The organism is Aromatoleum evansii, assembly GCF_012910805.1.
GTDB lineage: Bacteria > Pseudomonadota > Gammaproteobacteria > Burkholderiales > Rhodocyclaceae > Aromatoleum > Aromatoleum evansii.
The window spans coordinates 1-20920 of record NZ_WTVK01000066.1; the positions used below are offsets into that span (position 1 = coordinate 1).

The window sequence follows — 20920 nt, forward strand, 5'->3', positions numbered from 1 at the left end:
AACCCCAGCCCTCGACTCCCGATCCCCGTCACCGTCCTCACCGGCTTTCTCGGCGCCGGCAAGACGACGCTGCTGAACCGCATCCTGACGACGGCCCGCGGCCAGCGCATCGCGGTCATCGAGAACGAGTTCGGGCCGGTGAATATCGATAGCGAACTGCTGGTCCAGCAGAGCGCCGAAGTCGTCGAGATGACCAACGGCTGCCTGTGCTGCACCGTGCGCGGCGACCTGGCGAAAAACCTCCTCGATCTGAAGTCGCGACGCGATGCGGGCGAACTCGCCTTCGACCGCATCGTCATCGAAACCACCGGCCTCGCCGATCCCGGGCCGGTAATCCAGACCTTCTTCGCCGACCCCGAGCTCGCAGAGGCCTACCTGCTCGATGCGGTGCTCACGGTGGTCGATGCCGTGCATGCCCCGCGCCAGCTCGATGAGCATCCCGTACTGTTGAAGCAGATCGGTTTTGCCGACCGCCTGCTCGTCTCCAAGAGCGAGGGCATCGCGGCCGATGCACTCGGAGCGCTGCTCGATCGGCTCGCGCGCATCAACCCGCGCGCACCGATTCGCCAGCTCTTCGCCGGCGAACTCGATGTCGGCTTCCTGCTCGACATCCGCGGCTTCAACCTGAACGAAAACCTGCTCGCCGAAGACACCCCCGCCAGCCCCTGTTTCCGCGCGGCAGCGAAGAACGGCAGCCGCGTGTTTGATCGAAGCGCACACAGCGACGAGATCAGCTCGCTGCTGCTCGAACACGCCGGCGACGTCGATCTCGACCGCATTGGCACATTCGTGCAGGGGCTCCTCGACCGCCACGGCGACGACCTGCTCCGCTACAAGGGCGTGCTCGCGATTCCCGGCCAAGTGAACCGACTGGTGTTCCAAGGCGTGCACCGTCTCGCCGGCTTCGACTACGGTGTTGCGTGGAACGACGACATCCGGCGCTCGCGCATCGTCGTCATCGGCCGCCGGCTGCAGGAAGACGAATTGCGCGCCGGCTTTGCGGAGTGTGTGGTCAACGCCTAGCCACAACCGCCTTTGTGGCGGCTCGTGTCATCGACGACACGGATGAGCCGCCGGGCAATGCTTGCGACTGGAACTCGGTTCAGGCCCTGAATTCCACAACCGTCGGGCGTCGTACCTCCCAGTCGGCGATCCAGTCCGCAATCTGCTCGGGCGGCAATGCCTTTGCTATGAACCAGCCTTGCGCCAGCTCGCAGCCTCTGATGCGCAGGAAGTCCCAGTCCTCCCTGTCTTCCACCCCTTCTGCAACCGTTTTCATGCCGAGCTGGCGTGCCATCCCGAGGCTCGCCTCGAGGATCGCGCGCAGCGAGGCGTCCCGCCATGCACCATGCACAAAGCCGCGGTCGATCTTCAGTTCGCTGAACGGAATGTCGCGCAATTGTGCAAGCGACGAGTGTCCGGTGCCGAAATCATCAATCGACAATCCGACGCGTTTGAGCCGCAGGCGCGCCAGCACTTCGAGCGGCGTCAACGGATCCTTCATCAGGCGGCTTTCCGTAACCTCCAGCAACAGACCGCTTGCCGCGATGCCGGCCTCACCCAGTGCGCGCTCGACGAAATCCGGGAAATCCAGGGACACCAGGTTATCCATCGACACGTTGACCGCCACCTGCAGCGGGTAGCCGTCGTCGCCCCACGCGCGCGCATGGCGCAAGGCCGTGCGCAGCACTGAACGCGTAAGTTCGTTGATCAGTCCGCTCTCTTCGGCGAGGGGAATGAACTGATCGGGCGGAATCAATCCGTCCTGCGGGTGCCGCCAACGCACCAGGGTCTCGAATCCGGCGACGGCGCCCGATGCAAACTCGACCTTGGGCTGGTAGTGATTGACCAGTTCGCCATCGGCAATCGCACGCCGCAAGCGCTCCGCGGAGTACGTCTTGCGCTCCTTGCTCCCCTGTGCTGGGCTTTGGGCCTGGTCATCGGCAAGAATCCGCTTCAGCGTCTCGATCGACACCGGCTTGCTCAGCGCGCCCAACACCTTGAGCTTGTGAGCCCGGGCAAGCTTCGCCGCGGTCTGCACGACCCGCTCGTCCTCGCCGCTCACCAGTACCAGCCCGCCCTCATAACCCACCCGCACCAGATGGCGCACGAACTCGACGCCGTCCATCTCCGGCATCTGCAAGTCACAGAAGATCAGCTCGGGTTTGGCGCTGCCCTCTTCGAGCAGCGACAATGCCTCCCGAGCGCTCGCGCATGCCTGCACGCGTTCGAAGCCCATGCGGCCGAGCTGGTGGACGAGAAGCTTGCGCACGAAGGTCTCGTCATCGATCACGAGGATGTTCATTGCGTGCCCCCGATCCGGGTCGCTTCATTCAGCTGTCTGTCGAGCGCGGCTTCGACAGCCCCTACCATCTCGTCAAAGCGCCTCATGGCCTGCTCCAGGGCCCCCTGATCCGCGGCCTGTACGGCGGTTTCGATGCGATTGCACAACTCCCCGAGCCCGAGGGCGCCCACCGTGCGCGAGGAAGACTTTAGCTTGTGTGCGCTGCCAGCCACAGCCGCCACGTCGCCGGCCGCAAATGCCCTTCGCACCTCGTCGGTCAGAAGCGCGGCCGAAACGCGATAATCGCACAGGAACTCGCGGATCACCGCGGGATCGTCGCCCACCAGTCCTGCGAGGACCGAAACGTCCAGGATCGGCCGCTCGGGCGCCGGGGCTGCGGCCACGCTCGCAGAATCCTCCCGGGGCACCGCGACCGGCGGGCTCGTTTCCTGCCGGGGCAGCCAGATCGCGAGCTTTGCGCCGAGCACGTCGAGCCTCACCGGCTTGGTAAGGTACTCGTCCATCCCGGCATCCAGAGCCTTGCGCGCTTCTCCCTGCAGTGCGTTCGCGGTGAGCGCCACGATGGGCGTGCGTGTTGCACCCTGTTCCGCCTTGCGGATCACTTTCGTGAGATTGTAGCCGTCCATGTTGGGCATATGGATGTCGGTCAGTATCAAGGCGTATCCTCCGCCCTGCCACATCCGCAGCGCCTCAGCCCCGTCGCCCGCGACCTCCGCCGCATAACCCAGCAGCGCGAGCTGTTCGACGATCACCTTCCTGTTGATCTCATCGTCGTCCGCGACGAGGATCAGCTGCCCCTGCTTCCTCGCGTCCTCCACACTCGGTGCCGCTCTGGCGGATCGAATGGCGCCCTCCGTGAATCCGGCGTGGAAGATTTCGGGCGATGCACGCCCCGCCGCGACCGCCACTGCCCGCAACAAGGCCTGTCGCCGTAGCGCATTGCCGTCCACCACGACGGTGTCGGGTGCGGCAATACGGGGGCGCCGGCGCCTGCCGCGGGTGATCCTGACGCGAGCCACTGCACTCGCCGCGGCCCCTCCCGGCTGGCCCGCCCGCGCCCTTTCGCCGCCGAACGCGATCAGGACTGCCGGCGGCTCCAGTTGGGCAACCAGCGCCCCTGCCGCATCCTCGTCGTCGGTGCGGAACACCCGCGCGCCGGCATGCTCCAGGTACGCGCACAAGTCGTCGCTATCGAATTCGGCACCGCCGGCCAGAACGCAGTTCACGCCACCGACTTCGGGCATCGGTCGGGCTGGCTGGTCCGCGGAAACCGCGAAGGGAATCGTCACGGTAAACGTCGCACCCTTACCCGGTTCGCTGCGTACCTCGACCTGCCCGCCCATCATGTCCAGCAAGCGGCGGCAAATCGCCAATCCCAGCCCCGTGCCGCCATAGCGGCGGGTCGTGGACGTTTCCGCCTGGGTGAACGGGTTGAACAGTTCCCCGATCTTCGCCGGGTCGATCCCGATTCCGTTGTCCGCGATCGCAAAGGCGAGCCTCAGGGGCTCGGTGCCCGCCACGACCACGCGGACCGAAACGCGACCGCGAATCTGCGGACGGCCCGAAGAAAACTTGATCGCGTTCCCCACCAGATTGTAGAGAATCTGCCGCAGCCGGACTTCGTCCCCCTGGAGACGGACTGGGATATCCGGCGAGACGAACACGGACAGGTCCACATTGCGACGCGCCGCCACGGGAAGAAGCGAACCGGCAAGCCCCTCGACCAGGTCTTCGACCGACACCGGTCCCACATCGAGCTCCAGTCGTCCCGCCTCGATCTTCGAGAAGTCGAGGATATCGTCGATGATGCGCAGCAGGGTGTTCGACGACTCGCGAATGGTGGCCACGAGATCCGCCTGATGTTCGGACAAGTGGCTGCGCGCCAGCACCTCGACCAGGCCCAGCACCCCGTTCATGGGGGTCCGGATCTCGTGACTCATCGCGGCCAGGAAGGCCGATTTCGCCCGGCTTGCCTGCTCGGCATCCTCACGCGCATGAGTCAGCGCCTCGATCAGGGCCTTTCGCTCGCCGATGTCCCGCAGCGTACCGATGAAGAACTGCTCGTCATGCGCGCGGTACTTCGCGACGCTGAGCTCCAGCACGATGGAGTGCCCCAGCTTGTGCTGCCCCTCGACCACCCGCGTCGTGCCGATGATGTGCCTCTCGCCGCTCGCCAGGTAGCGCGCGAGGTACTCGTCGTGCTGCTCGCGGTGCGGCGAGGGCATCAGCATCGACACGTTCCGGCCGATGACCTCCTCGCTGCGATAGCCGAAAACCGTCTCCACCGCCGGATTGGCGGCCTGCACGATCCCGCGTGAATTGATCGTGACGACGCACTCGAGCAGGTTGTCGACGACCGCCCGGATCTCCTCCTTCGTCGCGCTGAGGGCATTCAGGGCCGCCTCGCGCTCGCCGACGCGGCGGCTCAATTCGGCGTTCAGATCGCGCAGATGCTGGGCGCGCTCGTGCCGCGTCGTGCAGTCGTGCGCCGTCACCAGCATCAGTCCGCCCGGCAGCGGCAGGGCCTTCCACTCCAGCCAGCGCCATGTGCCGTCCTTGCAGCGATAACGGTTCTCGAAGCCGATCGTCGTGTGTCCGTGAGCGATGCGATCCACTTCGGCGAGCGTCGCCTCGACATCGTCCGGATGCACGAAATCGAGGAAGGGGCGCGACAGGAACTCCTCGTCGCTCCATCCCAGCGTCCGGGCAAAGGCCGGATTCACGCGCCTGAAGTAACCGTCGACGCCGGCAAGGCCGAGCAGGTCGAGGGACAGGTCGAAGATGCGGTCGCGCTCATCCTCCGCCGCCAGGCGAGCATCCAGCGCACGCTTGAGGTCCGCGGTCCGCTGCACCACTTCGGCCTCGATGGCCGCGGTATGACCCGCATTGCTCAACCCGACATAGGCCACGAGCAAGGCCGCCAGCACCGAAAACACCTGGTAGATCTGCTCCTCGACACGGTAGCCCGAATAGCTCGCGGGCTCATCGGGCGCCATTTCCAGGATCAGCGTCCGCCCTCCGAATCCAATTTCCCTGCGCGCCACCGGTCTTGCCCCCGCTGGCATTTCATCAAACAAAGTCTGCGCGAGATCGCCGGACGTCACATCCGAAATACGGAAACCGATGTTCCGCGCGCGCGCCGCTGCCGCCAGCGGCGCGAACAGTTGCTCGACGTCGAACACACCCACCACATAGCCGATCAGGTCACGGGTTCCGGCCCGCCCGGTGCCGACCCATGATCCCCTCACAAGCCCATGGACGGGCTGGAATACGAGCAGCGACTGCCGCTCCGTGCGTAGTAGCGGCATCGTCCGGACAAGATGTGGCGCGCCGCTTTCCCGTGCGTGCCTCATCTCCACGCGCCGATGGGCATCGAATGCATGGTCGAGCCCCAGAAGATCGCGGGCCGCCTGCTGCGGTTCGCTGAACAGGATCGGAAAATACTCCGCGCGAAGGGTCGGGGCTTGCCGGCCACCATTGGCACCCGGCTCGAAAACCTTGAAATCGGGGACACCTTCGGCCCGCACCGCGCGTTCGAAGTCTTCGCGCTCCCCGCTCAACACACGCGGCGCCCAGTCGATCGACGTCAGCGCGGGATGCCGGGTGATCCAGCGCGTGAAGATGGCGAACTCCTCCCGGCTGAAGTGCTGGCTGGCGTTGATGAAACGCTCGACACCCTCGAGCGGCGTGATGACACCGGGCACCGGAAGGAAGCCGATCTCGAACACCTGGTCCATCGCCCCCGAGATCTCGATGTCCTTGCGGTATTCAGCCAGTCGATCAACGCCAAAACTGCCCGCCGAAAGCAGCACCACGACGACGAGCAACAGAATGGAAATTCTCGCCTTGCCCCCCATGCGCCCCCACACAGGGCCCGCACCCGGCCAGACGAGGAGCACCAGCGGGGTGAATAACAGCACGCCGAGGGTGTCGCCGGCCCACCACGCCAGCCAGACGCCCGCCGCCTCCGCCGCCGGTATGCGTCCGAAAGCGAGCAACGTGGCGACAGCGATGACCGACGCCACCAGGTTTGCCGCCGGACCCACCAGCAGCAGGAAGCGTGCAAGATCGCGTGCGTGCGCGACGAAGATCGGCGTGCGCAGGAAACGCCTGGCCAGCCGGTAAGCGATCAGCGCCTGGATCGTCGCCCCCGCGGCGACAAATACGGCCACCGCAAGGCCGACGGACGATCGGTCGAGCAGGAAAACGACAATGAAAGCGCCGAGCCAGACGCCGGGCCAGCAACGCCTTCCCCAGCCAATCAGGCAGCCAAGGGCGACGCCTGCGGCAGGCCAAACCGGCGACGCATAGCCCGACGAGGACGTCAGCGCATTGGCGAGCAGGCCGGCAACGATGTACATCGCGGCAACGGCTGCGATACGCACGATGCGGGTGGCAGAGCCGACCGGAACGGCGATCCGTTCACCAGACGCGGCGTTCGCCGCGAGTGGAGTGGCAACAAGGTGATCGGGCTCGGCTCGCAGCCCGGGATCGGAATCGGCCATCAGGGTGCGCCTCGGGAACCGGAGAGCACGGAAGCCAAAAACATGCTGCCGTAATCCGGTATTCGGCCAATGCTATCACCCAATCAACATTAGTGGGTGATATTCCTCACACATCGCCGGCTGCCTGAGGGGCCTCGCACCATCGCCCCCCATACGCTCACCCCGATCGCTACAGCTTGTTGTGCGTCCCGTCGCAGTATGGTTTGTTGCCCGTGCGCTTGCAGCCGCAAAGATAGGCCGTACCGGTCGCGGCGGCCTGGAACTTCAGCGGCACGAACGGGCCACCCTTGTGCGACCCGTCGCAGAACGGCTGATGCTTGCTGTTGCCGCAGGCGCACCAGAAATAGTCCGTGCCGGCCTCGAGCTCCACGGCATAGGGTCCCTTCTGCGCGATGTTCGGAACGGGATCGTTCATGGCTACCTCCTGGAGTGCCCCCGGACCGCGCCTTGCGATCCGCATGCGTCCACTCTAGACGCCCGTTCCGCCCCGATGCCAGTCGGAATCCGGTCAGTAGTGCGGCGGAATTTCCTCGCGCAGGTCACGCCGCTCGCCGGGCGAAGCGGACGCAATCTGGCGGTGCAGTTGGACAATCTGCTTCTGCAGGCGATCGATGAGCTGCTGCTGGCGGAACACCGTCATGTTGAGCTCGTCGATCGCGTCTTCGGCGAGTGCGAGCTTGCTCTCGATGCGGTCGAGGCGGTCTTCCGTCATGCCTCCTCCTCCACGACGGTCACGTCGCCCAGGATGGACTTCGCGACCGCTTCGGCGACGCGAATGCCATCGACGCCGGCCGAAAGGATTCCCCCGGCGTAGCCTGCCCCCTCGCCCGCCGGATAAAGCCCCTTCACGTTCAGGCTCTGGCAATCAACGCCGCGCGTGATGCGCAGCGGCGACGAGGTGCGTGTCTCGACCCCTGTTAGCACCGCATCGCACATGGAGAAGCCCTTGATCTGGCGCTCGAAGGCTGGCAGCGCCTCGCGCACCGCGGCGATCGCGTAGTCCGGCAGGCTCGTCGACAGGTCGCCGAGCTTCACGCCCGGCTTGTATGAAGGCTCGACCGATCCGAGCACGCTCGACGGCTGGCCCTTGATGAAGTCGCCGACGAGTTGGCCCGGCGCGATGTAGTCGCCGCCGCCCAACTCGTAGGCACGCGATTCCCAGTGGCGCTGGAACGCGATGCCGGCGAGCGGCCCGCCCGGGTAATCGTCGGGCGTGATGCCGACGACAATGCCGGCGTTGGCATTGCGCTCGTTGCGCGAATACTGGCTCATGCCGTTGGTGACCACGCGGTTGGGCTCGGAAGTCGCCGCGACCACCGTCCCGCCCGGACACATGCAGAAGCTATAGACCGAACGGCCGTTCTTCGCATGATGGACGAGCTTGTAGTCCGCCGCGCCCAGCACGGGATGCCCCGCATTGGGGCCGAAGCGCGCCTTGTCGATGAGCGATTGCGGATGCTCGACGCGGAACCCCACCGAGAAAGGCTTGGCCTCCATATACACGCCGCGCTCGTGCAGCATCTCGAAAGTGTCGCGCGCGCTGTGGCCGAGCGCGAGGATGACGTGATCCGAACGGATCTCCTCCCCGTTCGCGAGCACGACGCCGCGCAGGTGTCCGTCCTCGATGCGCACGTCGGCCACGCGCTGCTGGAAGCGGATCTCGCCGCCCAGCGCGATGATCTCGGCGCGCATGGTCTCCACCATGCCGACGAGGCGGAAAGTGCCGATGTGCGGCTTGCTCACGTAAAGGATCTCTTCGGGCGCCCCCGCCTTCACGAACTCGGTGAGCACCTTGCGGCCGTAGTGCTTCGGGTCCTTGATCTGGCTGTAGAGCTTGCCGTCCGAAAAGGTGCCCGCCCCGCCCTCGCCGAACTGCACGTTCGACTCCGGGTTCAGCACGCTCTTGCGCCACAGGCCCCAGGTGTCCTTGGTGCGCTCGCGCACGGCCTTGCCGCGCTCCAGCACGATGGGGCGAAAGCCCATCTGCGCCAGGATCAGGGCCGCGAAGATGCCGCACGGTCCGAAACCGACGACCACCGGCCGATGGGCGAGCTGCTCGGGCGCCTTGCCGACGAAGCGGTAGTTCGTGTCCGGCGTGCGGACCACGTTGCGGTCCCCGGCGAACTTCGCAAGCAGCGCGTCCTCGTTCGCAAGCTGCATGTCGACCGTGTAGCTCAGCGTGATCGCGCTCGGTTTGCGTGCATCGTAACTGCGCTTGAACACGGTGAACTCGCCCAGCTCGGCGGGTTTGATGCCCAGACGGGCGACGATGGCGTCCCTCAGCACACCCTCGGGGTGGTCGAGGGGCAGCCTGAGTTCGTTGATTCGCAGCATGGTGATTCCGTTACAAGTTCGCGGGGACGTGCCGCGCACGTCAAAGCCCGCGATTTTAAACGGGATTGCCCGCAGTCACCGCGTTTTCGCGCCCGCGCGCGGCCATCACCCTGAGCACCAGGACGAGCACCGTCCCGACCGCCATCACGCCCGCGGCCATGTAGAGCCCGTCGGCGTAACTGCCACCATGCGCCGCAATCGTGCCGGTGACCGCCGGCCCGGCAATCTGCGCGATGCCGTAGGCGATGGTCATCTTGCCCATCATCTTTGCCGGACGGGTCGGGTAGTAGCGGCCGGCCATCGTCAGGACGAGGCTCACCGCGCCGATGAAATTGCCGCCGAACAGGATCGCGCCGGCAAACGCCGGGATCAGTCCGCCCACCAGCGGCAGCAGCATGCCGGCGATCTGCAGCACGAAGGACAGCAGCACCGAGTTCAGGTAACCGACGCGGCGTGCAATGAAGTCCCACACGATGCAGGCCGGTGCCGCCGAGAGCCCGAGAACGAGGAACACGAGCGCCCCTTGCCCGCCCAGGCCGGGTAGCTTGTCGATGATTGCGACGATGAAGGTCGCGCTGACCACGTAGCCGACACCGGCGCAGAAATAGGCCGCCATGAACACGCGCAGGAAGGCTGCTCCGGGCGGGTTGTCCTCCATCTTCTGCCCGCCGACCGTGAGCGGCGTGGTGTCGGGCCGCGGCAGCCAGCGCCACGCGGGGATCAGCAGCAGCACGCCCAGCACGCTGAACACGAACCACTGTGCGCGCCAGTCCAGCGACTGCGTCATGAGCGCGACCGCCGCAGCACAGCCCGCGATGCCTAGGCCGATGCCGGAGAAGTGGATGCCCAGCTCTGAGCGGTGCTGGTGGCGGATGAGCCAGTTGAGGATCAGCCCCGTGCCGAGCAGCATCCCGGAGGCGGTGCTCAGGCCCGCAAGGAAACGCGACACCGACCACCAGAAGACGCTGGTCGTGAGGCCCATCATCACCGTGGTAAGCACGGCGACGACCAGCCCGATGCGGTACAGGCGGTCCTTCAGCACGAGATCGCTGATCACCGACGCGATCAGCGCGCCACTGAGGTAACCCGCGTAGTTCCACGCCGCCAGCCAGCCGGCGTCGGCCACACCGAGGCCGGCCTGCTGCTGCATCAGCGGCAGGAGCGGCGTGTAGGCGAAGCGCGCGACGCCCATCACCAGAATCAGGCTCAGGATGCCCGCCCCGAGGACCTTCATCCGCTGCATCTGCTCTCTCATCGCGGTTGTCCTTGTCGTTGGTCTCGATACGGTATGGTATGGAGAGCGACAGCGCAAGCTATCCTGATTCCGACATAAACGCCCTTGATACGACACGAGCACGTGCCTGAGGGAATACCGCCTCCACAGCGTGATGCACGCCACGCGCTGCAGGGATCGTCGCGCATGGGCGAGCGGGCAAGGCCGGAGGGCTTCTCTATACTGGGAGCGCTGCCCGTTCAATCCTCGAGGAGAGCGCGATGTCCGCCCACACCTACAAGCTCGTCGAAATCGTCGGTTCGTCCCCGGATAGCGTCGATGCTGCGATCCGCAACGCGATCGAGACTGCGGGCAAGACGATCCGCCATCTCGACTGGTTCGAGGCGACCGAGATCCGTGGCCACATCACCGATGGCAAGGTGGCGCACTTCCAGGTCAAGCTGAAGGTGGGGTTCCGGCTGGAGGAGTGAGGCCGCGGTCGGTCTCGAGCATGGCGCGCCGGCTTTCCGGCGTCTCAAGGCTGATGCGCCCGAGCACGCCGCTGCGGTAGTCGGTGAGGAAGATCTGCGCGGCCTTTTCGAGGTCGAGTGCGCCCCCCTTGAGGCGGCAGCCGCGCCGTGCCGCGACGATCTCGACCACGCCGACGCCGTCGAGCTCCTCCATGCGCTCCGGCGCGATGCCGTAACGCCTGGCGACGAGGTCCGGATAGCGTTCCACCAGCACGTCACCGAGGAAGGCCGCGACCTCCTCGTCGATCACCGCATTGCGGCCGATCGCATGGCTCGCCGCCAACATGAAGCCGTCCGAATCGTGCTCGATCTTCGGCCACATCAGGCCCGGCGTGTCGGTGACCGTCATATGCGAGCCGAGGTCGAAGGTCTGCTGCGATTTCGTGACCGCCGGCTCGTCGCCCACGGCCGCGACGCGGCGCTTGAGCAGCGCATTCATCAAGGTCGATTTGCCGACGTTGGGAATGCCCATGATCATGATGCGCAGCGGCTTCGTGCCGTCGGTGCGGTGCGGCGCAAGCGCTTGGCACAGCCCGGGGACGCGGGCGACATCACCCGGCTTCTTGCACGACAAGGCCACCGCCTTCACGCCCGGCTGCGCGTTGAAGAAGTCCAGCCAGGCGCGCGTCGCGACAGGATCCGCGAGGTCGGCCTTGTTGAGCAGCTTGAGGCACGGACGCTGCCGGAACAGGCGCAACTCGCGGATCATCGGGTTGCTGCTCGCCTCGGGGATGCGGGCGTCGAGCACCTCGATCACGACGTCGGTCATGGCCATGGTCTCGGCGGCCTTCTTGCGCGCCGAGGTCATGTGACCGGGAAACCACTGGATGGACATCTGGAGAGTACGTGTTGGACAAGGCGCGCATTATCGCCTCCTTCGGCCCCCGATTGGGGCAAAATGGCGGCCTTTCGAGGGGTAGTGCATGAATCGTGACGAAGTGATCGCGGCGACGCGGCAGTGGATCGAGAAGGCGGTGATCGGGCTCAACCTGTGCCCGTTCGCGAAGTCGGTGTATGTGAAGAACCAGGTGCGCATCGTCGTCAGCGAGGCGAAGCATGTGGACGGCTTCCTCGAGGATCTCGACCGCGAGCTGGAATTCCTCGCCGCCGCCGACCCGCAGGACGTCGACACCACCCTGCTCGTGCATCCGACCCTGTTTCCGGATTTCCTCGACTTCAACGAGATCGCCGGCATCGCCGAGGAAGCTGTCGAAGAGCACGAGCTCGAAGGCATCCTGCAGGTCGCCAGCTTCCACCCGTGCTTCCAGTTCGAGGACGCAGCCGAGGACGACATCGCGAACTTCACCAACCGCTCGCCCTTCCCCACGCTGCACCTGTTGCGCGAGGACAGCATCGAACACGCGGTTGCGGCTTACCCGGAGGCCGAGTCGATCTACGAGCGCAACATCGAGACGATGAAGAAGCTCGGGATCGATGGCTGGCGGGCGCTCGGAATCCCCGGCATGGGAGACGGGAAGAAGTGAACCGCACGCGCCACAAGCCTGAGGCACCCACGGGCCGGCCCATAGCCCCCGCGGCACCGGTCGCGGTTCCCGACGTGCGTCCGGGACAATCGGTCGAGCTCCTCAAGGAGCTGCATATCCTGACGCGCGACGGCAAGCTCAACCAGGACAGCCGGCGCAAGCTGAAGCAGGTGTATCACCTCTACAACTTCATCGAGCCGCTGCTCGAGGAAGTGATGGCGGCACGCGGCGACCTCACGCTGGCCGACCACGGCGCGGGGAAGTCCTACCTCGGCTTCATCCTGTACGACCTGTTCCTGAAGTCGCGCCAGGGGGGTCACATCTACGGCATCGAAACGCGCGAAGAGCTCGTCGCACGCTCGCGCGAGCTCGCCGGCCGGCTGGGCTTCGGGCGCATGAGTTTCCTGAACCTCTCGGTCGAGGAATCGATCCGCTCGGCCGAACTGCCCGAACGCATCGACATCGTCACGGCCCTGCACGCCTGTAACACCGCAACCGACGACGCGATCCGCTTTGCGCTCGAGAAACACGCGCGCTTCATCGTGCTGGTGCCCTGCTGCCAGGCCGAAGTCGCCGCCACGCTGCGCAAGCACAAGAACGAATCCTTCGGCCGCACCCCGCTCTCCGAACTGTGGCGCCACCCCATCCACACGCGCGAATTCGGCAGCCAGATCACCAACGTGCTGCGCTGCCTGCTGCTCGAGTCGCACGGCTACCAGCTCACCGTCACCGAGCTCGTCGGCTGGGAGCATTCGATGAAGAACGAACTCATCATCGCGCGCGCGACCGGGCAGCGCCGCGGCAACGCGCGCGAACGGCTGGAGAGCATCCTCGCCGAACTGAACCTGCAGGACCTGCGCGAGCGCTTCATCTACTGAACCGCGGGCGGGGCGTCAAACTTGATCGCGGTGAAGTACGTACCGGTCGTGCGCTGGTAGGCTGCGGGTTCACACACTGACCGCGGGTTCCCCCATGTCCGATGTCCCCTTCCCCGTCCTGGTCGCCGCCGTCTTCCTGTTCGGCACCCTCGCCATCCTCCACCTGTTCATGCGGCAGCAGGAGGCGCAGCGCAAACTGCCCGAGCGCGAGCAATACCTCGCCTCGCACCGTCTCGATTCGGTCGTGTGCGCACACTGCCGCTCGATAGACACCCGCGAGTTCGGCCTCAACGATTCCGGCGACGACCGTCGCATCGTCGCCTGCTCCCAGTGCGACAAGCTCCTGTTCCGCTACACGCGGGGAACGCCCGGCTCGCTGCAGAACGATTCCGCATAGGGACGGGTCAACGCGGCATCATGCTCCTGGAGGCCGTTCATGGAACTCGCATCCCTGACATCCTCGCTGCTCACCACGCTCGGCGTCGCAAGGGAGCGTTTCGATGGCGGCGAGATCGCCGTCCATAGCCCGATCGATGGCAGCCTCATCGGCAGCGTCGGTGCCACGGAGCGGGCAGCAACGGACGCGGCCATTGCCCGCGCGCATGATGCATTCCTGGCCTGGCGCAGCGTCCCGGCCCCCCGTCGCGGGGAACTCGTGCGGCGCTTCGGCAATCTGCTGCGCGATCACAAGACCGATCTCGGCACGCTCGTCACGATCGAAACGGGCAAGATCCGCCAGGAAGGCCTCGGCGAAGTGCAGGAGATGATCGACATCTGCGACTTCGCCTGCGGCCTCTCGCGGCAGCTGTATGGACTCACGATCGCCAGCGAGCGGCCGGGCCACCGCATGATGGAACAGTGGCATCCGGCGGGCGTGGTCGGCGTCGTGTCGGCCTTCAACTTCCCGGTCGCCGTATGGGCATGGAACGCGATGCTCGCATGGGTGTGCGGCGACAGCGTGGTATGGAAGCCCTCGGAACGCACGCCCCTCACCGCGCTCGCCTGCAGGGCGCTGTTCGAGCGCGCGTGCCGTGGCATGTCCGAAGCGCCGGCGGGCTTGCTCGAGCTGGTGACCGGGGGGCGCGAACACGCGGCTGCACTCGCGGACGACAGGCGCATCTCGATCTTCTCGGCGACCGGCTCCTGCAGCATGGGGCGCGCGCTGGCGCCGCGCGTCGCAGCGCGGCTGGGGCGCTCCATCCTCGAGCTGGGCGGCAACAACGCCGCCATCGTGTGCCCGAGCGCCGATCTTGCGCTCGCAGAGCGCGCCATCCTCTTTGCCGCGGCAGGCACGGCCGGCCAGCGCTGCACGACGCTGCGCCGTCTCATCGTGCATGAATCGATCGCTGATACGCTGCTCGAGCGGCTGCGCGCAGCGTGGCGTCGCATTCCCGTCGGCAGCCCCCTCGACGCTTCGTCTCTGGTTGGCCCGCTCATAGACGCGGGCGCCGGGACCGCAATGGATGCCGCGCTCGCCGAAGCGAAGGCTGCGGGCGGCAAGGTATCCGGAGGCGAGGCGGTGATCGTGCGCGGCTGCGAGGGCGCTTGTTACCGGCGCCCGGCGCTGGTCGAGATGCCCGCTCAGAACGACATCGTTCGCCGCGAAACCTTTGCCCCGATCCTTTACGCGATGCGCTATTCCAGCCTCGACGAGGCGATCGCGCTGCATAACGACGTGCCGCAAGGGCTGGCGTCGTCGATCTTCACCCGCGACCTTGCCGAGGCCGAACGCTTCCTCTCCGCCGCCGGGAGCGATTGCGGGATCGCCAACGTGAACATCGGCCCCTCGGGCGCCGAAATCGGCGGTGCGTTCGGCGGCGAGAAGGACACCGGCGGAGGGCGCGAATCGGGCTCGGATGCGTGGAAGGGCTACATGCGTCGTGCGACCTGCACGATCAACTATTCCGGCACGCTGCCGCTCGCGCAGGGGATTCGCTTCGGGCTGGATGAAAGCTGAGCCGGCGGGGCCGCCCTAGCCTTCGGCGGCCACAGCGGGCTCGCGCGTCACCAGCAACTGGTCGATGCGGTAATTGTCGATGTCGACCACCTCGAACTTGTAGCCGCCGTAGCTCACCGCGTCGGTGCGCTTGGGCACCTTGCGCAGCATGTACATCATGAAGCCGGCGAGCGTCTCGTAGTTCTCGCTGCCTTCGAACATGTCGATCTCCAGCGCGTGCATCACGTCCTCGATCGGCGCAATGCCGTCGATGAGCCACGAATCGGCGTCGCGCTTGACGATGAGTTCCTCCTGCAGCGTGCTGCCGAGTTCTCCCATCACGGTGTTCATGACGTCCTGCAGGCTCAGCAGGCCCACGATCAGGGCGTATTCGTTGACGATCAGCGCGAAGTCCTCACGCGCCGCGCGGAAGCGGTCCAGCGCTTCGAACAGCGTGAGCGTGTCGGGAATGACGAGCACGCTGCGCACCATCGGGTCCGCGCGCAGCGAGAGCTTCTGCCCGGACAGGATGCGCGCGAAGATGTCCTTCAGGTCCACGTAGCCGACCACGCTGTCGATCGTGTTCTCGCACACCGGGAATTTGCCGTGCGGCTGATCGGTGAGCTTGTTGCGGATGCTCTCCTCGGATTCGTTCAGGGTGAAGAAGACGATGTTCTCGCGGTTCGTCATCGCCGAACCGACGGTGCGGGTGTCGAGCTCGAACACGTTCGCGATGAGCTCGCGCTCCTGGTTCAGCAGCGTACCGGTCTGCGCGCCGGCCTCGGCCATCGCGACGATGTCCTCCGAGGTGATGTCCTCGGCACGCACGTTGGGCAGCTTGAACAGCGCAAACAGGCGGTTCGCGAGCCCGTCGAAGAACCACACGGCCGGCGCGAAAGCGATCAGAAACAGCTGGATCGGCTTCACCACCGCCACGGCGACCCGCTCCGGCGCGACCATTCCCAAGCGCCGCGGAATCAGGTCGGCGAAAAGGATGAACAGCGAGGTGACGACAATGAAGGACAGCACGAAGCTCAGCGTGTCCAGCATCGGGCCGTCATAGGCAAGGGCGATCACGCCGGAAATCGCCGGCGAGAGCGCCGATTCGCCGACGATCCCGCCCAGGATGGCGATGGCGTTCAAGCCGACCTGCACCACCGTGAAGAAATGCCCCGGGTTCTCCTGCAGCGCCAGCACTCGCGCCGCGGCAAGGTCTCCCCCGTCAGCCATCAACCGCAGCTTGATCTTGCGCGCTGCGGCGAGGGAAATCTCTGAAATCGAAAAGAATGCGCTCAAGGCAATGAGCGCGACAATGACCAGCAACTGATTCGACAGACTCACAATCAAACTCCGCACTCGTCCGCAGCAGTCCCCGCAGCGGCGATGCGCCGCCGCGTGCCTGCAACGGACTATTCACCGGGCAACTAAATACCGTTCGGGCTGAGCCTGTCGAAGCCCAGCCACTGCCCTTCGACAAGCTCAGGGCGAACGGTTGTATTTGATTGCCGCCTTAGCAGTACCGGTTCAGAAGAGGATCTTGAACCCGACGCCCAGCGCCCAGCCGCGCTCGTTGTCGTCCTTTGCGTCGCCCTGCGGCCAGAAGTGCCCCAGGCTCACCTCGACGAGCGTCCAGTCCCGATACACCGGCTGCTTCCAGATGGCACGCACGCCAGTCTCGGAGACGTTGTCGGAACCCGCGGTCGTTCCGCCGATCAGGCCTTCCAGCGACAAGCTGCGCAGATCGCCAAAGTTCTTGAAGATACCGATACTGTTCGACCATGCCAAGCCGTCCGTCTCGTCCGAGATCGTTCCGGCAAGCTGCCAGTGAAATGCGAGCGAGCGCGAAATGCCATGACCGAAGTTCAGCGAGGTCGTCGAACCCACGCCGTCCTTGCGGTTCCAGAAAACCGTTTCGCGAAATTCCAGGCGGTTGCGCTCGCCCAGCCTCCAATCCTTCCTGTAGCGGGCATGGGCGTAGGGTTTGATGCCGCTGCGCAGGCCCGCGCGGAAGTCGATGCTGTCGCGCAGCGCATAGCCGAGTCCGGCAAAGAAGGTCTGATCCTCCTTGCGGTCCTCCGGAAGCAGCAGTTCGTGGCGGGTGAAGGGCTCGGGCTGGTCGGTGAGTAGCTCGCGCTCGTTTTCCTGCCCGAAGAACAGGTAGGTCTTTTCCTTCACGTTGGGCATGTCGAGCCGTGCGCCGAAGCGGAAGCTCGCATCGGGTTTTTCTTGCTGGCGTGAAAGGAACTTGAACCCGATCTGGCCCGACACTTTCCCGCCCTGCTCGAACGGCTTGTCGCCGAACCAGCTGTCAACATGCCGCGCAACACCTTCCGTGAAGTCATGCACCAGTGCACGACTGCGGTCGAGCATGGGAATTTCCGCCTCGGCCGGCGCATCCGCCCCCGCTGCCCACCCGCTCGCGACATACCCGAGAAGCATGCAACCTGCCAGACTGCGCCTCATGGCCGACCCTCCTGCAACAATCGGAAAGCAGACACCTCCCCGTAATCTACGGTGTCCGACCGAAAAAGGCGAACGCGCAACGACGGGCGGCGGGAATCCCGTCACGAATGCCGCATCGTTTCCCGCCGCGGGCGATCAGTCGCGCGGCCCCATCAGGCGCTCCGGCTCAACGGACACGGTTTCGGTGCCGTCCGTGATCCACAGCTGCCCATCCTGGATCGTGCACTGCAGACGCATGCTGCGGGCGGTCAGCGCGGCGAGCGCGGGGGCAACGTCCTCAGGGAGATTGATCACGGTGAGGTTCGTAAGCCGCGTGAGCTTGTCGCGGATACCGCTCCACCAGATGTCGGCTGCCCTTCCGTAGCTCATGACCACGACTTCGTGCGCGCGACCGCAGGCCTTGCGGATCCATTTTTCGTCCGGCTGGCCAACGTCGATCCAGCGCTCGACGAGGCCGGTGAGATCCTTCTGCCACAGGTCCGGCTCATCGTCCACGCACAGTCCCTTCGCGAACGCGAGCGCGGGATCGGCATACAGCGCGAAGGCGAGGATGCGCACCATCATCCGCTCGTCGGTCTCCGACGGATGGCGCGCGATCGTCAGGTTATGGTCGCCGTAGTAGTTGCGGTCCATGTCGGCGACCACGAGCTCGGCCTTGAATATGGTTGCCTTGAGGGCCATTTGTTCGCATCCCGCTGCGGCCTCGGGCCGCGGTTGATTGATTGTGCGGCGTTTCAGTGCGTCGAATTGCCGGCGGCGCGGCGCGCGTGCTGCCACGCGAGCACCGCCTGCGTTGCGTGCGCCATCACGCGGTCGCGACACTGCGCCGGCAGCTCCGTCGACAAGGCGCCGAACAAGGCCTCGTTCATCTCGCGCGCGAGTCCGTCGGCCGCGTGCCCCTCGGCCAGGCACTGGATCTGGATGTGCGCGACCGCATCGGCCACCAGGCGCCACCCGAGCACCGGCATCAGCTCGGTCAGCGCAAACATCATCCCGCCGAGGCGGGTCAGGATCGCCGTCGCCTGCTCGCGCTCGTCGCTCGCGATCATCGCGTGCCACAGGGCGAGGTGGATGCCGCGCCGCAGATTGATCTTGAAGTCGATCGCATTGCCCTCGCCTTCGGCGATCGCGGCAAACTGGCGTTGGAAGCGCGCATCCTGCTCAGGGTCCAGCGCGGTGCGCAGGGCTCCGAGCAGTTCCGACAGGCCGGGAATGGCGACCAGTCCGAAAGCCTGGCTGTAGGCGAGCCCCCATTGATCCAGTCCGGATACGAGCATCGCCAGGCGCAGCGCACGGGCGTCGTCGTCCGCAGCCGCCCGGCTCCAGTTCCCGAGCGCCGCAGCGAGCGACTCGACCCCGCGCGCACGGCCGGCGTCGTCCTCGTCCAGCGTCAGGCGGAACACCTGCGCAAAGCCGTCCTGCGCCATGCGCGCGGCGAGCTTCTGCACGTCAACCGCCGCCAGGGCGGCGAGCGAGTCGACCGGGATCGTTTCAGCGGATACGTCTTGCGTCATGTCTGCGGTCCGGGAAAGAGGCACTGGAAAGGGGGCGTATTCTGAGCCTCGCGCGAGCGGACGGCAAATATCGCCGGGCACCGCTGCGGACGGTCTTGTGCATTGCGCCATTCCTGACAGAATGAGACCCCCTCCCGAAGACCGACGAACATGTCCGACCTGCCCTTCGAGTCCCTGACTCCCGACCTCATTCTCGACGCGCTCGAGAGTGTCGGGCTGCAGCCCGACGGCCGCATGCTTGCGCTCAACAGCTACGAAAACCGCGTCTATCAGGTCGGCATGGAGGATGCCGCGCCGCTGGTCGTGAAGTTCTATCGTCCGGCGCGCTGGAGCGACGAAGCCATCGCCGAGGAACATGCCTTCGTGACCGAACTGGCCGCGCGCGAAATTCCCGTCATCGCGCCCCTCGTGCTCGCGACGGCCACGCTGCACCACTTTGCCGACCAGCGCTTCGCCGTCTTCCCCCGCGCCGGCGGGCGGGCGCCGGAGCTCTCCGACCCCGCGACGCTCGAATGGATGGGCCGCTTCATCGGCCGCATCCACGCCGTCGGCGCCCTGCAGCCCTACCGCGAACGGCCGACGCTGGACATCGCCAGCTTCGGCGTGGAGCCGAGGCGCTACCTGCTCGATAAGGATTTCATCCCCGCCGATCTGCTTGCGGCATGGACGAGCATCGTGGACCAGGCGCTGGACGGGGTGCAGCGCTGCTTCGAGCGCGCCGGCACGGTGGTGCACCTGCGCCTGCACGGCGACTGCCACGCCGGCAACGTGCTGTGGAGCGAATCCGCAGCGGCACCGGGGCCCCAGTTCGTCGACTTCGACGACAGCCGCATGGGACCCGCGGTCCAGGACCTGTGGATGCTGCTCTCCGGCTCGCGCCAGGAAATGAGTCGCCAGCTCGGCGACGTGCTGGCGGGCTACGAGGACTTCCACGAGTTCTCGCCACGCGAGCTGCATCTCGTGGAGGCGCTGCGCACGCTGCGCCTCATCCACTACTCGGCGTGGATAGCGCGACGCTGGAACGACCCGGCCTTCCCGCGCGCCTTCCCGTGGTTCAACACGCAGCGCTACTGGCAGGACCGCGTGCTGGAGCTGCGCGAGCAGGTCGCCGCGATGGACGAACCGCCGCTCTGGTCGATCTGACGGCGCCGTTCAGGCGCGCCGCAGGAACGACCGCTCGCGCGACTTGGGCGGCAATGCGGTGCCGGAGCGGAAGCTGTCCAGCATGCGCCGCAATGCGAGCGCGTCGTCGTCGCCGAAGCCGCGCTTGAAGTCGGTCAGGACGAGACGCGAGCGCGTCATCCAGTTGCCCGGAGCGTCGTCCACCGCGCACCAGGATGCCGTCGATATATCCGGCACGTGCTGCCCGAGCCACAGCATGGCCTCGCGTTCGCGCAAGCCGTGCAGTTCGGCGCCGTTCTTGGGGATCACGTGCGGGGTTGCGCCGCACACCCGCGGGCGGATGTCCTCGGCAAAGCGCCCGACCAGCTTGGAGAGCGAAAACAGCATCCGCCAGTCGGAGGTGATGACGATGCGCGCCTCTTCATAGTCGCGCACGACCGCCTCGATGTGCGGCAGGCAGCGAAAATCCTCGACCTCGCCCCAAGGGTGGGTGACGCCGTCGAAATCCATGAAGATGTAGCTATGCCGAGTCATTGATTGATTGCCGATAGTAACGGCGCGAAGGCACGCCGAATGCTAGAATGCTGCATTGCGCAAAATCCCGCAAGTAGCCCGTAGAAACGACTGATTGCGGTT

General features: G+C 65.9%; 19 protein-coding genes. 7 read left to right on the top strand and 12 right to left on the bottom strand.

The genetic code is table 11. The annotated features are described in order from the left end of the window. Positions 1-21 precede the first annotated feature (21 nt). A complete protein-coding gene (locus GO615_RS23415) occupies positions 22-1023 on the top strand; it encodes a GTP-binding protein (RefSeq protein WP_169132318.1) in 1002 nt (333 codons plus the stop codon). 79 nt (positions 1024-1102) lie between these two features. On the opposite strand, the gene GO615_RS23420 is transcribed toward GO615_RS23415, so the two are convergent. The 6 genes from GO615_RS23420 to GO615_RS23445 form a co-directional block, all read right to left on the bottom strand. Next, on the bottom strand, positions 1103-2305 hold the full coding sequence (locus GO615_RS23420; RefSeq protein WP_169132294.1) for an EAL domain-containing response regulator: 1203 nt from the start codon (positions 2303-2305) through the stop codon (positions 1103-1105). Then, entirely contained in the window at positions 2302-6810 is a 4509-nt protein-coding gene (locus GO615_RS23425; RefSeq protein ID WP_169132295.1) for a PAS domain S-box protein, read from the bottom strand. The genes GO615_RS23420 and GO615_RS23425 overlap by 4 nt, the downstream gene beginning before the upstream one ends. A 169-nt stretch (positions 6811-6979) precedes the next feature. Then, entirely contained in the window at positions 6980-7225 is a 246-nt protein-coding gene (locus GO615_RS23430) for a CDGSH iron-sulfur domain-containing protein (protein WP_169132296.1), read from the bottom strand. A 93-nt stretch (positions 7226-7318) separates the two neighbouring features. Then, positions 7319-7522, bottom strand: coding sequence for a SlyX family protein (locus GO615_RS23435; protein ID WP_169132297.1), 204 nt, complete (start codon positions 7520-7522; stop codon positions 7319-7321). Then, positions 7519-9144, bottom strand: a complete 1626-nt coding sequence (locus GO615_RS23440; protein WP_169132298.1) for an NAD(P)/FAD-dependent oxidoreductase — start codon at positions 9142-9144, stop codon at positions 7519-7521. Before GO615_RS23440 ends, GO615_RS23435 begins: the two co-directional genes overlap by 4 nt. Positions 9145-9199: 55 nt before the next feature. After that, entirely contained in the window at positions 9200-10399 is a 1200-nt protein-coding gene (locus GO615_RS23445) for a YbfB/YjiJ family MFS transporter (protein ID WP_169132299.1), read from the bottom strand. 239 nt (positions 10400-10638) lie between these two features. On the opposite strand from GO615_RS23445, the gene GO615_RS23450 reads away from it, so the two are divergent. Beyond that, entirely contained in the window at positions 10639-10848 is a 210-nt protein-coding gene (locus GO615_RS23450; protein WP_169132300.1) for a dodecin, read from the top strand. Here the strand turns inward: GO615_RS23450 and ylqF are convergent. Then, entirely contained in the window at positions 10814-11722 is a 909-nt protein-coding gene (gene ylqF, locus GO615_RS23455; protein ID WP_169132301.1) for a ribosome biogenesis GTPase YlqF, read from the bottom strand. The genes GO615_RS23450 and ylqF overlap by 35 nt on opposite strands. 88 nt (positions 11723-11810) lie before the next feature. Here ylqF and GO615_RS23460 point away from each other — a divergent pair, with 88 nt between their 5' ends. From GO615_RS23460 to amaB, 4 genes are all read left to right on the top strand, one after another. Next, positions 11811-12371 (top strand): DUF1415 domain-containing protein, encoded by a 561-nt coding sequence (locus GO615_RS23460; RefSeq protein ID WP_169132302.1) that lies wholly within the window; start codon positions 11811-11813, stop codon positions 12369-12371. A 41-nt stretch (positions 12372-12412) separates the two neighbouring features. Beyond that, positions 12413-13249: a methyltransferase gene (locus tag GO615_RS23465; RefSeq protein WP_169132319.1), complete on the top strand. Its 837-nt coding sequence runs from the start codon at positions 12413-12415 to the stop codon at positions 13247-13249. A 94-nt stretch (positions 13250-13343) separates the two neighbouring features. Further along, positions 13344-13646, top strand: a complete 303-nt coding sequence (locus GO615_RS23470) for a hypothetical protein (RefSeq protein WP_169132303.1) — start codon at positions 13344-13346, stop codon at positions 13644-13646. Positions 13647-13685: 39 nt separating this feature from the next. Then, entirely contained in the window at positions 13686-15206 is a 1521-nt protein-coding gene (gene amaB, locus GO615_RS23475; RefSeq protein WP_169132304.1) for an L-piperidine-6-carboxylate dehydrogenase, read from the top strand. Between the two features lie 15 nt (positions 15207-15221). On the opposite strand, the gene paeA is transcribed toward amaB, so the two are convergent. From paeA to GO615_RS23495, 4 genes are all read right to left on the bottom strand, one after another. Further along, positions 15222-16526 (bottom strand): polyamine export protein PaeA, encoded by a 1305-nt coding sequence (gene paeA, locus GO615_RS23480; RefSeq protein WP_169132305.1) that lies wholly within the window; start codon positions 16524-16526, stop codon positions 15222-15224. 183 nt (positions 16527-16709) lie between these two features. Then, positions 16710-17555 (bottom strand): hypothetical protein, encoded by an 846-nt coding sequence (locus GO615_RS23485; RefSeq protein ID WP_246262432.1) that lies wholly within the window; start codon positions 17553-17555, stop codon positions 16710-16712. Between the two features lie 228 nt (positions 17556-17783). Further along, the gene (locus GO615_RS23490; RefSeq protein ID WP_169132306.1) at positions 17784-18329 is read right to left on the bottom strand and encodes a YaeQ family protein; all 546 of its coding nucleotides are present in this window, start codon (positions 18327-18329) and stop codon (positions 17784-17786) included. A gap of 53 nt (positions 18330-18382) precedes the next feature. Next, positions 18383-19162, bottom strand: coding sequence for a hypothetical protein (locus tag GO615_RS23495; protein ID WP_169132307.1), 780 nt, complete (start codon positions 19160-19162; stop codon positions 18383-18385). A 150-nt stretch (positions 19163-19312) separates the two neighbouring features. On the opposite strand from GO615_RS23495, the gene GO615_RS23500 reads away from it, so the two are divergent. After that, entirely contained in the window at positions 19313-20305 is a 993-nt protein-coding gene (locus tag GO615_RS23500) for a serine/threonine protein kinase (protein WP_169132308.1), read from the top strand. A 9-nt stretch (positions 20306-20314) separates the two neighbouring features. Here the strand turns inward: GO615_RS23500 and GO615_RS23505 are convergent, their stop codons facing one another. Further along, the gene (locus tag GO615_RS23505; protein ID WP_169132309.1) at positions 20315-20818 is read right to left on the bottom strand and encodes an HAD domain-containing protein; all 504 of its coding nucleotides are present in this window, start codon (positions 20816-20818) and stop codon (positions 20315-20317) included. Positions 20819-20920 lie beyond the last annotated feature (102 nt).

Excerpts from the sequence above, each read along its gene's own strand:
- GO615_RS23425 (WP_169132295.1), bottom strand. The coding sequence starts at position 6,810 with ATGGCCGATTCCGATCCCGGGCTGCGAGCCGAGCCCGATCACCTTGTT.
- GO615_RS23470 (WP_169132303.1), top strand. The coding sequence starts at position 13,344 with ATGTCCGATGTCCCCTTCCCCGTCCTGGTCGCCGCCGTCTTCCTGTTC.
- GO615_RS23500 (WP_169132308.1), top strand. The coding sequence starts at position 19,313 with ATGTCCGACCTGCCCTTCGAGTCCCTGACTCCCGACCTCATTCTCGAC.
- amaB (WP_169132304.1), top strand. The coding sequence starts at position 13,686 with ATGGAACTCGCATCCCTGACATCCTCGCTGCTCACCACGCTCGGCGTC.
- GO615_RS23440 (WP_169132298.1), bottom strand. The coding sequence starts at position 9,144 with ATGCTGCGAATCAACGAACTCAGGCTGCCCCTCGACCACCCCGAGGGT.
- GO615_RS23430 (WP_169132296.1), bottom strand. The coding sequence starts at position 7,225 with ATGAACGATCCCGTTCCGAACATCGCGCAGAAGGGACCCTATGCCGTG.
- GO615_RS23490 (WP_169132306.1), bottom strand. The coding sequence starts at position 18,329 with ATGGCCCTCAAGGCAACCATATTCAAGGCCGAGCTCGTGGTCGCCGAC.
- GO615_RS23450 (WP_169132300.1), top strand. The coding sequence starts at position 10,639 with ATGTCCGCCCACACCTACAAGCTCGTCGAAATCGTCGGTTCGTCCCCG.
- GO615_RS23495 (WP_169132307.1), bottom strand. The coding sequence starts at position 19,162 with ATGACGCAAGACGTATCCGCTGAAACGATCCCGGTCGACTCGCTCGCC.
- GO615_RS23435 (WP_169132297.1), bottom strand. The coding sequence starts at position 7,522 with ATGACGGAAGACCGCCTCGACCGCATCGAGAGCAAGCTCGCACTCGCC.
- GO615_RS23505 (WP_169132309.1), bottom strand. The coding sequence starts at position 20,818 with ATGACTCGGCATAGCTACATCTTCATGGATTTCGACGGCGTCACCCAC.
- GO615_RS23460 (WP_169132302.1), top strand. The coding sequence starts at position 11,811 with ATGAATCGTGACGAAGTGATCGCGGCGACGCGGCAGTGGATCGAGAAG.
- GO615_RS23445 (WP_169132299.1), bottom strand. The coding sequence starts at position 10,399 with ATGAGAGAGCAGATGCAGCGGATGAAGGTCCTCGGGGCGGGCATCCTG.
- GO615_RS23420 (WP_169132294.1), bottom strand. The coding sequence starts at position 2,305 with ATGAACATCCTCGTGATCGATGACGAGACCTTCGTGCGCAAGCTTCTC.
- ylqF (WP_169132301.1), bottom strand. The coding sequence starts at position 11,722 with ATGTCCATCCAGTGGTTTCCCGGTCACATGACCTCGGCGCGCAAGAAG.
- GO615_RS23485 (WP_246262432.1), bottom strand. The coding sequence starts at position 17,555 with ATGCTCGACCGCAGTCGTGCACTGGTGCATGACTTCACGGAAGGTGTT.